Annotated in this window: 10 protein-coding genes; 4 read left to right on the forward strand and 6 right to left on the reverse strand. The window is 43.2% G+C overall.

Annotated features, from left to right (window positions below; genetic code table 11):
• Positions 1 to 167: 167 nt before the first annotated feature.
• Both AAC854_RS09760 and cls read right to left on the reverse strand, forming a co-directional pair.
• Entirely contained in the window at positions 168 to 497 is a 330-nt protein-coding gene (locus tag AAC854_RS09760) for an HI1450 family dsDNA-mimic protein (protein WP_340616947.1), read from the reverse strand.
• Positions 498 to 599: 102 nt separating this feature from the next.
• Positions 600 to 2060, reverse strand: coding sequence for a cardiolipin synthase (gene cls / locus AAC854_RS09765; RefSeq protein ID WP_340616928.1), 1461 nt, complete (start codon positions 2058 to 2060; stop codon positions 600 to 602).
• 259 nt (positions 2061 to 2319) lie between these two features.
• Between cls and AAC854_RS09770 the strand changes: the two genes are divergently transcribed.
• From AAC854_RS09770 to AAC854_RS09780, 3 genes are all read left to right on the forward strand, one after another.
• Entirely contained in the window at positions 2320 to 4929 is a 2610-nt protein-coding gene (locus AAC854_RS09770; protein ID WP_340616929.1) for a YdbH family protein, read from the forward strand.
• Between the two features lie 152 nt (positions 4930 to 5081).
• Entirely contained in the window at positions 5082 to 5261 is a 180-nt protein-coding gene (locus AAC854_RS09775; RefSeq protein WP_273548284.1) for a YnbE family lipoprotein, read from the forward strand.
• Positions 5262 to 5271: 10 nt separating this feature from the next.
• On the forward strand, positions 5272 to 5592 hold the full coding sequence (locus AAC854_RS09780) for a YdbL family probable chaperone protein (RefSeq protein WP_273548259.1): 321 nt from the start codon (positions 5272 to 5274) through the stop codon (positions 5590 to 5592).
• A 43-nt stretch (positions 5593 to 5635) separates the two neighbouring features.
• Here the strand turns inward: AAC854_RS09780 and AAC854_RS09785 are convergent, their stop codons facing one another.
• Complete coding sequence (locus tag AAC854_RS09785; protein ID WP_340616930.1) at positions 5636 to 6274, reverse strand: FMN-dependent NADH-azoreductase; 639 nt, start codon at positions 6272 to 6274, stop codon at positions 5636 to 5638.
• Positions 6275 to 6587: 313 nt separating this feature from the next.
• On the opposite strand from AAC854_RS09785, the gene hrpA reads away from it, so the two are divergent.
• Positions 6588 to 10493 (forward strand): ATP-dependent RNA helicase HrpA, encoded by a 3906-nt coding sequence (gene hrpA, locus AAC854_RS09790; protein WP_340616931.1) that lies wholly within the window; start codon positions 6588 to 6590, stop codon positions 10491 to 10493.
• A gap of 179 nt (positions 10494 to 10672) precedes the next feature.
• Here the strand turns inward: hrpA and trpA are convergent, their stop codons facing one another.
• From trpA to trpCF, 3 genes are read right to left on the reverse strand one after another with little or no spacing between them, the layout of a single operon-like run.
• Positions 10673 to 11479, reverse strand: coding sequence for a tryptophan synthase subunit alpha (gene trpA / locus AAC854_RS09795; RefSeq protein ID WP_340616932.1), 807 nt, complete (start codon positions 11477 to 11479; stop codon positions 10673 to 10675).
• Positions 11479 to 12669 carry a tryptophan synthase subunit beta gene (gene trpB, locus AAC854_RS09800; RefSeq protein WP_273548255.1) on the reverse strand — a complete coding sequence of 397 codons (1191 nt, stop codon included), beginning with the start codon at positions 12667 to 12669 and terminating at the stop codon, positions 11479 to 11481. The genes trpA and trpB overlap by 1 nt, the downstream gene beginning before the upstream one ends.
• A 29-nt stretch (positions 12670 to 12698) precedes the next feature.
• Positions 12699 to 14063, reverse strand: coding sequence for a bifunctional indole-3-glycerol-phosphate synthase TrpC/phosphoribosylanthranilate isomerase TrpF (gene trpCF / locus AAC854_RS09805; protein ID WP_273548254.1), 1365 nt, complete (start codon positions 14061 to 14063; stop codon positions 12699 to 12701).
• Between the last annotated feature and the right edge of the window lies 1 nt (position 14064).

The following is a 14064-nucleotide window of genomic DNA, read 5'->3' on the forward strand; positions in this document are numbered from 1 at the left end:
GCCAGACCGCAAGGTGTTTTAACAAATCAAAAGGGGTTTTTATAGCAGACTTATAGCTGTAAGCTCTACGGAACCCCCAGCCAAGCTGGGGGTTTTCTATATACAATAAAATGCCCTCACGATGAGGGCATTTATCTGTTAGTAATATCCTGAGGGGAAGTGAATTGTTATTTTTTCCACAGGATATGGTAGACAGGGTGAGACTTTTCCCGGCAAATCAAAATGCGGGCAAAAACATCATCAATTTCGGCATCTTCTGATTCTGCCAGGCCAATAATGACTTCTGAGAAAAAATCTGGATCCAATTTGAAATTAACATGTTCAAACCAAATATCAGAAGGTTCCAGTAATTCTGCTCCGCCCCGTTCTTCAAATTGCAAATTAAACAATAGACTATCAGCCGGATCGAGATTAGCGAGGGCTTCTTCCAGAAAGAGGTCGTAGGCTTTTTCAAGCGCCTCATCCTCAGTCATTCGGTTGTTAATATCCAATTGCATAGAATGTGTCGGTTGATTTTCCATGATGGCAGTATCCGAGATTAATAACAGGGTGAAATTAAAACATGTTCTATATTGAATGCCCACTTTTTCTGTCCCGAATTATAAGAGAGGGCTGAAAAAGTAGCATACACGTTCAAGAATACGGCTCCAAACCGGGCGCTTTTCCCATTGATTGCTTGCGAGCAGCGTTGAACGCATAATATAGTCTTGTTGAACCAGCGTTAAATCATTTCCAAAGTGTTCATCGTCAATAACAACTGTAATTTCAAAGTTCAGCCACAAACTACGCATATCCAAATTGACTGAACCGACCATGCTAAGCTGCCCATCGACCAAAACACTCTTGGTATGTAATAGCCCATCCTCAAATTGATAAATTTTTACCCCGGCTTCCAGTAACTCAGTAAAAAATGCCCGGCTGGCCCAGCGCACAAGAAAGGAATTGTTTTGGCTGGGCACAATGATACTCACATCAACACCACGCAGGGCCGCGGTACAAATCGCATGCATTAAATCATCACTGGGAACGAAATAAGGTGTGGTAAGTATAAGTTGCTCACGGGCAGAAAAAATAGCAGTCATCAAAGATTGTTGGATTAATTCATCAGGAAATCCCGGCCCGGAAGCAATAACTTGAGCCGTGTGCCCGCTGGCTTGCTCAAAAGGCATGACGGTGTTGTCAGGCGGCGACGGCAGATGACGTTGTCCTGTTTCCATTTCCCAGTCAAACGCATAGACAATTCCGAGTGTTGTCGTGACGGGGCCTTCCATTCTTACCATGATATCGACCCATTGCCCGACCCCTGCATCTTGTTTGAAAAAACGAGGATCAACCATATTCATGCTGCCAGTGTATGAAATATGATTATCGATCAGAATAATTTTTCTATGTTGACGTAAGTCCATGCGCCGCAAGAACAAACGAAAGATATTCACTTTTAGCGACTCGATAAATTCAATGCCGACCTTGCGCATAATATCAGGATATGGGCTGCGAAAAAATTGCCAGCTTCCGGCAGAATCCACCATGATACGACATTTAACGCCGCGTTTGGCCGCACGCATCAGGGCATCGGTAACCTGATCGACCAACCCGCCGTATTGCCATATATAAAATACCATCTCAATATTATATTTGGCATTTTCAATATCATGAATAATGGCTTTCAGGGAGTTATCATAAGATGTCATTAATTGCATTTTGTTGCCCCTGACACCCTTGATTTTTTGGCGGCGTTCGCACAATTGAAATAGCGGCGTGGCCACCTCACTATTTTCATTGGTAAAAATATGGGAGGATTTTCTTAACTCCGCGAGCCATTTGGCAACAGATGAACGCATTTGTTTGGCTTGCTCAACTCGGCGTTTGCCAAGATGTAATTCGCCAAATGATAGATAAGCAACAATTCCCACTAAAGGAAGAATGTAAATAATCAGTACCCAAGTCATTGCTGATGTCACTGGGCGGCGTTTCATCAAAACACGAATAGTGATACCAGCAATAATCAACCAGTATAAGAAAATCGCCAGCCAGTTAAGTACAGAATAAAAGGTTGTCATACGTGGCAATCAATCCTGTTTATTTAAGTATTTCATACTGTCATTACCACAAGTTTCTAGAAATTTGAGCAAACGATCAACCTAATATCATTAATTTAACAGGTAGTCATCAAAGATAATTATAGAAGTTACAGTGTATTATTGATACGCCGGGCTTTTTATGATTTCTTAATCTATCTTTCATCTTAGGACTGATTCTAATTCCTTCTATAGTGATGGTGTAAGATCAGTTAATACACCTATGTATTAGACGTTTTATATGACAAGACTATTAAAAGTGTTTGCAGTGATAGTGATTGTGCTGATGTTATTGGTGTTGGCGGGGTGGTATACACTTCCACGCTGGCTACCATCGGTTGCCGGTCATTGGCTGCCACAGGGAGTAACGCTTTCTTTGAGCCAACCAACATGGAAAAAGAATGCGCTATGGCTGGATAAGCTGTCATTGAAGGCAAGGACATGTGAATGGATAAATGTATCTGGATTATCCATAGAATATTCACGTCGGGAAAATACCGAAGGCCGCCATTGGAACATTCATGTTGCCAATGTTGATACTCAAAGCCAATGTTTGGTTCACTTGCCTGTGACTGAAAAACAGTCAGCACCATTATCTGTACAAGAGATATTATCCCATATCCCTGCCATTAACCTTGTTGTTGACCATCTTGCTGTTATGCCGTGGCAAGAATTCTCCGGCAGGCTCCAATTTGATTCCTCATCCCAGAGACAAGTGCTCTCTTATCAGGGTGAGAAATTAACGCTAAGCGCACATATTACAGATAAAAAAACGCTCATTATTAATCAATTTCTGGTGAAATTGCCTGAACAGGAAATTAGCCTGAATGGCGATATTGCCCTACCTTTAGAGATTAAATCACTCCCTGAACAAGGCCAAATAACAGCCCATTTATCTGTGAGCCAATACCCGGAACCATTGCAGCTGGCATTGAAATGGAAGGGGAAGAGTGGTTTGTTTACTGTTATTGAGGAAAAGAGGCAACAATTACTCGCGGAGTTACCCTGGTCATTCGATACATCTCAGTTCTTGATCAGTAATGGTAAATGGCAATGGCTGGCAGCCAACCAACCGTTGTCTGGAGGGATTAATATCAGGCTTGGGAAATGGAAAAAAGGGTTAGCAGGCATGTCTGTCAGTGGGCGGATAAATCTGGTGACTCAAAATGAGAGAGGTAAAGGCAATGTCGTTTTGTCAGTGCCATCAACACCAATCAATGTGACCAATGCACATATTCCATTCCAGTTAACCGGGCAAGTCAATAGCGGGGAAATGATCATGACCATGTCATTGCCTGCTGTTGTAACAGGGCCTTGGGTGGCGCCTAAGATCACTTTTCAATCAGGAGCGTTATTTCGTGCATGGGGAAAGGTGAGTGAGACTTTTACTGTCAAAGAAGCCCGCTTGCCTTTAGCAGGCACGTATTTGACTCGTGAGGGTTTTACGGGGCGTCTACAGGCCATTTTGCGGGCACAGGATAGTTATTGGGGAACATTCAAATTACATCTGGATGGGTATGCTGAAGATTTCATGCCCGATCATGGAAACTGGAAATGGCGTTCTTGGGGGAGTGGAAATTTACCCCCCCTACAAGCTAAATGGGATCTTGCAGGTACAGGAAGCTGGAAGCAATCACAGATAACAGTGGATGGATTAAATACAGGGTTTAATCGCATTCAATATGGTCTTGTGCAAATGAAATCACCCCGTTTGAAACTGACTAAACCATTAGTTTGGGAACGTTCGGCAAGTCGCCCCGCATTTACGGGGGATTTGCAATTATCTTCTCAAAAAACCGAATTTCGATCTGGTGGTTTTTTACCGCCATTTAATTTTAAGGCCACATTGACTGGGCAATCACCAGACAATTTTATGCTGAATGGAAAATTACATTCCAAAGGTATTGGCCCGATTCCATTTTATGGACGTTGGGATGGGGAACGATTAAGGGGAGAAGCGCGATGGCCTCAGCAGTCTTTATTAGCATTTCAATCCTTAATCCCACCCGATCTGGGAATCACAGTGCGTGGCGGTAAAATTTATGCTCAGGCCGCTTTTTCAGCTGCGAAAGGGCAAGGACTGCGCGCTGGTGGCCACTGGGTAGTGAAAGAGGCAAATATGTGGCTGAAAAGCGGGGAAGTTGATGGTTTGGATTTTGTGCTGCCATGGCGTTTGCAGGAACATACTTGGCAGTTGGGATTAACATCACCCGTCCGGCTTCGCATCAAAGCCATTAAGGGGCTGTTTGGCATGCAGAATGTAACAGCTGATTTGCTGGGTTTTTATCCACCAACCAATGCACAGCCGTTGGTATTGACTAATGTGAATGTTGATATGCTGGATGGTCAGTTGAAAATGAACAAATTGCAGCTTCCCCAAAAAGAGGCTGCGATATTGCGATTTAACAAACTGAACCTAAGCAAATTGTTTGGTGTATTAAAAGTGAAGCAAATAGCAATGTCAGGAAAAATCAGTGGTGAATTGCCGATCTTATTAAATGACGAAAAGTGGATTATTCAGCGAGGCTGGGTATCTAATGAAGGATATCTGACCTTGAGGTTGGATAAAGACACGGTTGACTCTATAGGAAAAAATGACTTATCAGCCGGTATGGCAATGGATTGGTTACGTTATTTAGAAATCAGCCGTTCAAAGGCCTATGTGACTCTCGATAATTTGGGAATTTTGACATTGCATTCTGAGATCAGTGGGGTTAATCCCGTGGTCGACAAAAAGCGAGAGGTCAGGCTTAACTACCATCATGAAGAGAATATTTTTCAGTTATGGCGCAGCTTACGGTTTGGCAGTAATCTGGAAGAATGGTTACAGAAAAATATATCGGTGATGTAGGAATTCATTAGATGGAAATAAAACGACAAATAGGGATATCAGTAATATGGCAATGGATTAAAGATGCTTATTTGTTTTGGGCTATTCCTGTCAACTGGGAGTGATAAATGACAACAAAAATTGGATGCAGAATACCATCTGTCAGAATAGGTATGGCGTTGGTAAGCGTAATGTTGATCAACATAGTATTGGCGGGGTGTGTCAGACTGGAAGTCGCGACACCTGATAAGCCCATCAATATCAATATGAATGTGAAAATTGAACATGAAATTCATATTAAGGTCGATCGGCAAGTTGAAGACATGCTCAAAAACAACTCTAACTTATTCTAAGGGCTGGAATATGAAAAAAGCAGGAATGATCTTTATTTTGAGTCTGCTATTCAGCTCCTTTGCTGCGGGAATGACATTGAACGAAGCAAAACAACAAGGGCTGGTGGGAGAAACATTCAGTGGCTATCTGGCACCCGTAAAAAATACCAAAGACGCTCAATCTGTAGTTAAAAAAATTAACGAAGAGCGGGAAAAGAAATATGCTGAAATTGCGGTTCAAAACAATATGACAACAGATCAAGTCGCAAAAATTGCGGGTGAAAAATTGGTGAATCGGGCAACTTCAGGAGAGTATGTTCTTGGTATCAATGGAAATTGGGTGAAAAAATAAGCGCGCCGGTTGGCGCACTCAATCTTTATCAAGCTACCTTTTATTAGGCTACAGCTTTTTCGAGTTGCGCCTGTCCCATTTTTTCTATGACATCATCTATCGCATCATGGGCATTCTGATGTGCTTGGTTGGCAGGTTCTGCGCCGAATGCCAAACCTTCAGCAAACACAAATTCCACATCGGTAATGCCAATAAATTTGAGAAAAACACGCAGGTATGGTGTCATCAAATCTGTAGGGCTATCTTTATGAATACCACCTCGGCTACTCAAGATAATAGCACGTTTGCCTTTCAGCAAACCTTCAGGGCCTTTCTCGGTGTACTGAAAAGTCAAACCAGCACGGGCAACCAAATCAAAATAGGTTTTGAGCTGAGTAGGGATCGTGAAGTTATACATTGGTGCAGTGATGACAATAACATTGTGTGTTTTTAATTCTGCAATCAACTCATCTGACAGTGCTAATGCTGATTTTTGGCGTTCTGTCAATTCTGCATCGCTTGGACGCAAGGCACTGACCAACTCTCCATCCAGTACTGGAACCGGATTTTCAGCGAGATCGCGTGTGGTAATGTTGCTCTCTGAGTGGTTAGCCAGCCATTTTTCAGCAAAATAGTCAGCCATTTTATTACTTTGAGAATATTGAGCCAGAATGCTGGATTTCAGAAGCAGTACTTTATTCATTCTTTACTTCCTTAGTTATCTTAAGAACTATAACTTTGTTTATGATATGACTATGTTTTATTTTATATAGAGAATTGTTCAGTCAATAGCTCAATATTTTGAGGTAAGAATTCAAATTCATTGAATAACGGGTGATTGCCCATTAAATTTACCGCCAATAAAACGGTAAATTGACTAAATTGAGGGTGTATATAAAATACATAGAGTTGCATAAGATATGTTACACTTCTTTGATAGTTAAGTCATAAGAAATTATCCTCTGAGCCTGCAAAGACAGCGCTACTCAGTTAAAAACGTCACAAGGATTTATCACGTGGAATCACCTTTGACAGCACCACTTGCTGAATTATTCGCTGAACTTGATCACACCCCGCTGCGCGATCAGTTCCGTTTGAGAAAACGTCTGCATGGAGCAGCAAAAATCAAAAATCAAGCTTCTTTGCAGGCTGTAGCACAATCTATTTCTGCGGATATTGCGACGGCAAAACAGAAAGCGATTAACCGTCAGGCATCATGCCCTTCGATTCAATACCCTGAAAACCTACCTGTTAGCCAGAAGAAAGATGATATCTATAAAGCCATTCGGGATAATCAGGTTGTTATCATTGCAGGGGAAACGGGTTCGGGTAAAACAACCCAAATTCCAAAAATTTGCCTTGAGTTGGGCAGGGGCATCAAAGGGTTAATCGGGCATACTCAACCCCGTCGTTTGGCTGCCCGTTCAGTTGCTAACCGCATTGCGGATGAATTGGAAACCCCGCTTGGCTCAACGGTCGGTTATAAAGTGCGTTTTAATGATCAGGTCAGTGACAATACGTTGGTCAAGTTAATGACAGACGGTATTTTGCTGGCGGAATTACAACAAGATCGCTTGTTACTGCAATATGATACGTTAATTATCGACGAAGCTCATGAACGTAGTCTGAATATCGATTTTATTCTTGGTTATTTACGTCAATTATTACCAAAACGCCCGGATCTGAAAGTTATTATTACTTCTGCAACCATTGATCCTGAACGTTTTTCCCGCCATTTCAACAATGCACCGATTATTGAAGTGTCAGGGCGGACTTATCCGGTGGAAGTGCGTTATCGGCCTATGGCAGGTGATGATAATGACAGTGATAGGGATCAGCTTGAAGCTATCATTGATGCCGTGGATGAGTTGGGACGAGAAAGCTCCGGAGACATACTGGTTTTCATGAGCGGCGAACGTGAAATCCGGGATACGGCGGATGCACTCAGTAAGCAAAATTTCCCACATACCGAAATCCTGCCACTTTTCGCCCGGTTGTCTAACAGCGAACAGAACCGGATATTCCAGTCCCATGTTGGTCGCCGAATCATCTTGGCAACTAACGTAGCGGAAACATCGCTGACTGTACCCGGAATCAAATATGTGATCGATACCGGCTTTGCGCGCATTAGCCGATACAGTTATCGAACTAAAGTCCAGCGCTTACCGATAGAACCTATTTCGCAGGCATCTGCCAATCAGCGAAAAGGGCGCTGTGGTCGTGTTTCAAACGGAATTTGTATCCGTCTCTATTCGGAAGATGACTTTTTATCACGCCCGGAATTTACTGATCCTGAAATTCTGCGCACTAATCTGGCTTCTGTTATTTTACAGATGACCTCTATTGGTTTGGGAGATGTCAGTGCATTTCCATTTGTTGAAGCGCCGGACAAACGCAATATTCAAGATGGTGTCCGTCTTCTGGAAGAACTGGGGGCTATTGATCCTGAATCCCTGTCAGAAGGAAACTACCGGCTGACTGCCATGGGGCAGCAATTGGCACAGTTGCCTATTGATCCACGTTTGGCTCGTATGGTTTTAGAAGCCAAAGCACATGGTTGTGTTCGTGAAGTAATGGTGATTACTTCAGCATTGTCGATTCAAGACCCACGAGAAAGACCACTGGAAAAGCAGCAAGCTTCCGATGAAAAACATCGTCGTTTTGCGGACAAAGATTCAGATTTCATTGCGTTCCTGAAATTGTGGGATTTTCTGGTGGAACAGCAGAAAGCGCTTTCCAGTTCCCAATTCCGCAAGCTTTGCCGTCAGGATTATCTGAATTATCTTCGCGTTAGAGAATGGCAGGATATTTACACCCAGCTACGCCAGGTTGTTAAAGAAATTGGTTTGCCGATCAACAGCCAGGAAGCGGATTATAAAAGTATTCATATTGCTCTGCTGACGGGTTTATTATCCCATATCGGGCAAAAAGACACAGATAAACAGGAATATACAGGCGCGCGTAATGCCCGTTTTTCTATTTTCCCTGGCTCCGGTTTATTTAAAAAGCCACCTAAATGGGGAATGGTAGCCGAATTAGTGGAAACCAGCCGCTTGTGGGGGCGTATTGCTGCACGTATCGAACCTGAATGGATAGAGCCACTGGCAGCACATTTAATTAAGCACCATTACAGCGAACCTCATTGGCAAAAATCGCAGGGCGCAGTAATGGCAACGGAAAAAGTCACCCTGTATGGTTTGCCAATTGTGGCGGGGCGTTTGGTGAATTATAGCCAGATTGATCCCCTGCTATGTCGTGAATTGTTTATCCGTCACGCATTGGTGGAAGGGGATTGGCAGACACGTCACTCATTTTTCCGCGCTAACCTCAAACTGCGTGAAGAAGTTGAAGAACTGGAACACAAATCCCGTCGACGGGATATTCTGGTAGATGGTGAAACGTTGTTCAGTTTCTATGATCAGCGAATTGGCAAAGATGTTATTTCATCCCGCCATTTTGATCGCTGGTGGAAAATAACAAGTAAAGATCAACCAGAATTGCTCAATTTTGAAAAGAGCATGTTGATCAAAGGCGACGCCAATAAAGTCAGTGCGTTGGATTATCCGAATTATTGGCATCAGGATAATTTGAAATTCCGCCTGAGTTATCAGTTTGAGCCAGGAACCGATGCCGATGGCGTGACTGTGCATATTCCGTTGCCGGTGTTGAATCAGGTAAAAGATGAAGGTTTCGACTGGCAAATTCCGGGCATTCGTCACGAATTGGTTGTTGCGTTGATTAAGTCATTGCCGAAGCCAATACGCCGTAATTTTGTGCCCGCACCTAACTATACGCAGGCATTTTTGGAGCGGGTCATCCAACCTCAGGCTACCTTACTGGATAGCCTTGAGAAAGAATTACGTCGTATGACAGGTGTGACAGTGTCACGTGAAGATTGGCAATTGGAACAAGTTCCAGATCATCTTAAGATCACATTCCGCGTTTTGGGCGAGAAAAATAAACCGTTAGCGGAAGGCAAGAATTTGTCGGAGCTGAAACTAAAATTAAAAGGGAAAGTTCAGGAAACACTTTCAGCAGTAGCTGATGATGGCATTGAACAAAGTGGGCTGCATATTTGGAGTTTTGGCGAATTGCCTGAGCGCTATGAGCAGAAACGCGGTGGTTATTCCGTTAAAGCATTTCCGGCATTAGTGGATGAAAAAGACAGTATTGGCATTAAATTGTTTGAGACTGAATCTGAACAGCAAAATGCGATGTGGGAAGGGACTCGTCGTTTGTTATTGCTGAACATTCCATCACCGATTAAATATCTGCATGAGAAATTACCGAACAAGTCCAAATTAGGTCTGTACTTTAACCCATATGGAAAAGTATTGGATTTGATTGATGATTGTATCTCTTGTGGTGTGGATAGATTGATCGCAGAAAATAGTGGGCCAGCGTGGAATGAGCAGGCGTTTTCCTGTTTGCAGGATAAAGTCCGTGCCGATTTGAATGATGCAGTCGTTGATATTGCCAAACAGGTGGAGCAGATCCTGACGGCGGTCTTTAATATCAACAAACGCCTGAAAGGGCGGGTAGATATTGCCCTCGCACTGGCGTTATCGGATATTAAAGAGCAAATTTCCGGTCTGGTCTTTAATGGATTCGTGACTTCTCATGGCTGGAAGCGTCTGGCAGATGTTCTGCGTTATTTGAATGGTATTGATCGTCGGCTGGAAAAATTAGCGGTTGATCCCAACAAAGACAGGGCACACATGAGCCGGATTGAGCATATTCAGCGCCAATGGCAACAATGGCAGGCAAAATTGTCTAGCCAGCAGAAACAATTGCCGGAAGTGAAAGAAGTTCGTTGGATGATTGAGGAGCTTCGGATTAGCTTATTTGCGCAGCAATTGGGGACTGCGTATCCAATATCAGATAAACGTATTTTGCAGGCGATGGAAAATATCACATTGTGATCTTGAAGATTATGGGCTGTTTTTGTTTTATGGCAGCCCATAAATTTGTCTCTGATTGGGGAAGTGTTACTAATACATTTATAGTTACAACATACAAGTAAATTAAACTCCCATAATCACAAACTATGGGAGCACATTGACACATTCCCTCATAAAAATTCTATAAGGGAATTGTAGAACTATAATTGTGTGGCAGCTTTCATGGCGCGAACAAAAGCCATTAACTTTTCCAGCATCACCTGAGGTTGGTGAAGATTTTCTTCGATGATTTTTACAATGGCAGAACCTGAAATCGCACCTTTAGCACCATTATTGAGTGCAATTGTCACCTGTGAAGGTTCGGAAATACCAAAACCCTGTAGGGCAGGGGCAGCATGATATTCTTGGAGCTTATTGACCAGATGGCACAATGGTTGTTTGGCGCGATTTTCACTACCAGTTACTCCTGCCCTTGATAGCAGGTAAGTATATCCACGTCCAAATGAAGCAATTTCACGCAGTAAATCATCATCTGCATTCGGGGGGCAGATAAAGATCGGGGCAATGTCATATTTCATGGCAGCTGAACGGAAAGGTAACGATTCAGATATCGGTACATCAGCCACTAAAACGGAATCAACACCAGCCTCTTTGCAGCAACGGTAAAACTCATCAATCCCATTGTGGAAGACTAAATTTGCATAGACTAACAGACCAATTGGGGTATCGGGATGTTTAGCCCGAATTTTTGCCAGCAGACTGAAGCACAATGTAGGCGTGACCTTGGATGATAACGCACGTAAATTGGCATTCTGGATAGTTGGGCCGTCAGCAAGGGGATCTGAAAATGGAATACCTAATTCAAGCGCATCAGCGCCACCAGCGATTAATGTATCAATGATTTCCAGTGATAATTCAGGATTAGGATCGCCCAGGGTGACAAAAGGAACAAAAGCGCCTTGATTTTTATTTTCCAGCTTATTGAAAAGTTGTTGATAACGTTCCATCAGATTTCCCCTCTGGATTTCAGAATATCGTGAACGGTGAAGATATCTTTGTCGCCACGGCCAGATAAGTTGACAATTAACAACTGCTCTTTATCAGGTTCCTGACGGATCATTTTCAGAGCATAAGCTAACGCATGAGATGACTCCAATGCAGGAATAATACCTTCATTGCGTGATAGTTCCTGAAAAGCAGCCAGTGCTTCTTCGTCAGTGATTGAGACATAATCAGCTCTGCCGATGCTGTTTAAATAGGCATGCTGAGGCCCGACGGAAGGAAAATCTAACCCGGCCGAGATAGAGTAAGACTCTTCAATCTGTCCATCTTCCGTCTGCATAATCGGGGCTTTCATGCCAAAGTAAATGCCTAATTTTCCGTGTTTCAATGGGGCGCCATGTTCACCCGTTTCGATACCGTGTCCGGCAGGCTCCACACCGATCAGACGAACGGTATTTTCTGGAATAAACTCAGCAAACAGGCCGATAGCATTTGAGCCTCCGCCGATACAGGCAATAACTGCATCGGGCAGGCGTCCTTCTTTTACTAAAATTTGTGCCTTGGCTTCTTCACCAATCATGCGTTGGAATTCTCGTACCATCGTCGGGTATGGATGAGGGCCTGCTGCCGTTCCCAATAAGTAGTGGGCTTTTTCGTAGCAACCAGACCAGTCACGCATTGCTTCGTTGCAGGCATCTTTCAAAGTTGCTGACCCGCTGTGAACAGGGATCACTTCAGCTCCCATCAAACGCATGCGAAAAACATTGGGGGATTGACGTTCAATATCTTTTGCACCCATATAAATACGGCATTTCAACCCCAATAACGCACAAGCCAACGCGGTTGCGACTCCATGCTGACCTGCGCCTGTTTCAGCAATGATTTCGTTTTTTCCCATTCGCTTAGCTAACAATGCTTGCCCTAAGACCTGATTGGTTTTGTGCGCGCCGCCGTGGAGTAAGTCTTCACGTTTTAGGTAAAGACGAGTTTTCGTACCTTTAGTCAAGTTGTGACACAGGGTTAAGGCTGTGGGCCTGCCTGCGTAGTTTTTCAATAAATCTTGAAATGCCTGCTGAAATTCAGGATCTTTTTGTGCATCAATAAAGGCTTCTTCTAATTGATTAAGTGCAGGGACCAAAATTTGAGGGACAAATTGTCCGCCAAAGTCGCCAAAATAAGGATTCAATTTACTCATTATTCTACTCATCCATTTTGTCTGAAAAATTAGTGATAACAGCGTAATTGTTGAAATACCTGTTTGATTTTTTGACTGCTTTTGATGCCCGGAGAAACTTCGACTCCAGAGTTAAAATCCAGTCCATAACAGCCGAGTGTTGCCGCTTGTTGGCAATTTTCTGCATTCAGGCCGCCTGCCAACATATTGTTATGCTGAAGTCGTGGATTAATTAACTGCCAGTCAAATGGTTTCCCTGTGCCGCCTGACCCATTATCCAGCAATAAATGATCCACATTAGGTATTTCGGAAAATTCCGCAGTTTTGGACATATCGATAGCTTTCCAAATTTCACAGTGTTCAGGTAAAACAGCACGTAATGTATTGATATAACCTTCGTTTTCATGTCCATGTAGTTGAACGGCGGTAAGCGAAAGTGTACGGGCGATACCACTGACAACATTGACGGGTTGATTCTGAAATACCCCGACATATTGTAAAGAAGCTTCATTGATGATCTGTTGGGCTTTTTGCAGGCTCACTTTACGCGGTGATTTTTCTGCAAAAATGAGGCCACCGTAGACTGCGCCCATCTGCAATGCCGTTTTGGCATCTTGTGGGCGGGTTAAGCCACAAATCTTGTTATCGCCTAAAATCAGGCGGCGTAAAGCGAGATCTAAGTTTTGCTGTGCCATTAAAGAGCTGCCAATGAGAAATCCATGGGCAAATTGGCTTAATTCGCGCACTTGACGATGCTGATGGATGCCGGATTCGCTGATAATGATAGTGTCTTTGGGTAAACCAGCCGCCAGTTTGCGAGTGCGTTCTAAATCAATGGACAAATCGCGCAGATCCCGATTATTGATACCAATAACCTTGGCGCCCAATTCAATTGCCCGTTGCCGCTCATTTTCATTACTGACTTCGGTCAGTACGCCCATATCAAGACTGTGTGCCAGTGCGGATAAATCACGGTATGTATCGTCATCAAGAACGGAAAGCATCAGTAAAATAGCGTCGGCCTGATAATAACGGGCGAGGTAAACCTGATAAGCATCAATAATAAAATCTTTGCATAGAACCGGTTGGTGTACGGCAGAACTGACCATTTTGAGAAAATCATAACTGCCTTGAAAGTATTTTTCATCGGTCAAAACAGAGATTGCAGCAGCATAAGGCTGATAAGTTTTAGCAATGCGAACAGGATCGAAATCTTCACGAATTAATCCTTTTGAAGGGGATGCCTTTTTACATTCTAAAATAAAAACAGTCTGATTATGGGTTAAAGCCTGATAGAACCGACGATGACTCGGTACAATGGCATCAATAAAACTCTCCAGTGGTTGTTCTGCTTTACGAGTAATCAGGTAAGTAGCTTTATCATCAACAATTTTCTGTAATATGCTGGTTTTCATG

It is taken from the genome of Xenorhabdus entomophaga (genome assembly GCF_037996725.1).
GTDB classification, from domain to species: domain Bacteria; phylum Pseudomonadota; class Gammaproteobacteria; order Enterobacterales; family Enterobacteriaceae; genus Xenorhabdus; species Xenorhabdus khoisanae.

Excerpts from the sequence above, each read along its gene's own strand:
- AAC854_RS09780 (WP_273548259.1), top strand. The coding sequence starts at position 5,272 with ATGAAAAAAGCAGGAATGATCTTTATTTTGAGTCTGCTATTCAGCTCC.
- AAC854_RS09760 (WP_340616947.1), bottom strand. The coding sequence starts at position 497 with ATGCAATTGGATATTAACAACCGAATGACTGAGGATGAGGCGCTTGAA.
- AAC854_RS09770 (WP_340616929.1), top strand. The coding sequence starts at position 2,320 with ATGACAAGACTATTAAAAGTGTTTGCAGTGATAGTGATTGTGCTGATG.
- trpCF (WP_273548254.1), bottom strand. The coding sequence starts at position 14,063 with ATGAAAACCAGCATATTACAGAAAATTGTTGATGATAAAGCTACTTAC.
- cls (WP_340616928.1), bottom strand. The coding sequence starts at position 2,060 with ATGACAACCTTTTATTCTGTACTTAACTGGCTGGCGATTTTCTTATAC.
- trpA (WP_340616932.1), bottom strand. The coding sequence starts at position 11,479 with ATGGAACGTTATCAACAACTTTTCAATAAGCTGGAAAATAAAAATCAA.
- trpB (WP_273548255.1), bottom strand. The coding sequence starts at position 12,669 with ATGAGTAAATTGAATCCTTATTTTGGCGACTTTGGCGGACAATTTGTC.
- AAC854_RS09785 (WP_340616930.1), bottom strand. The coding sequence starts at position 6,274 with ATGAATAAAGTACTGCTTCTGAAATCCAGCATTCTGGCTCAATATTCT.
- AAC854_RS09775 (WP_273548284.1), top strand. The coding sequence starts at position 5,082 with ATGGCGTTGGTAAGCGTAATGTTGATCAACATAGTATTGGCGGGGTGT.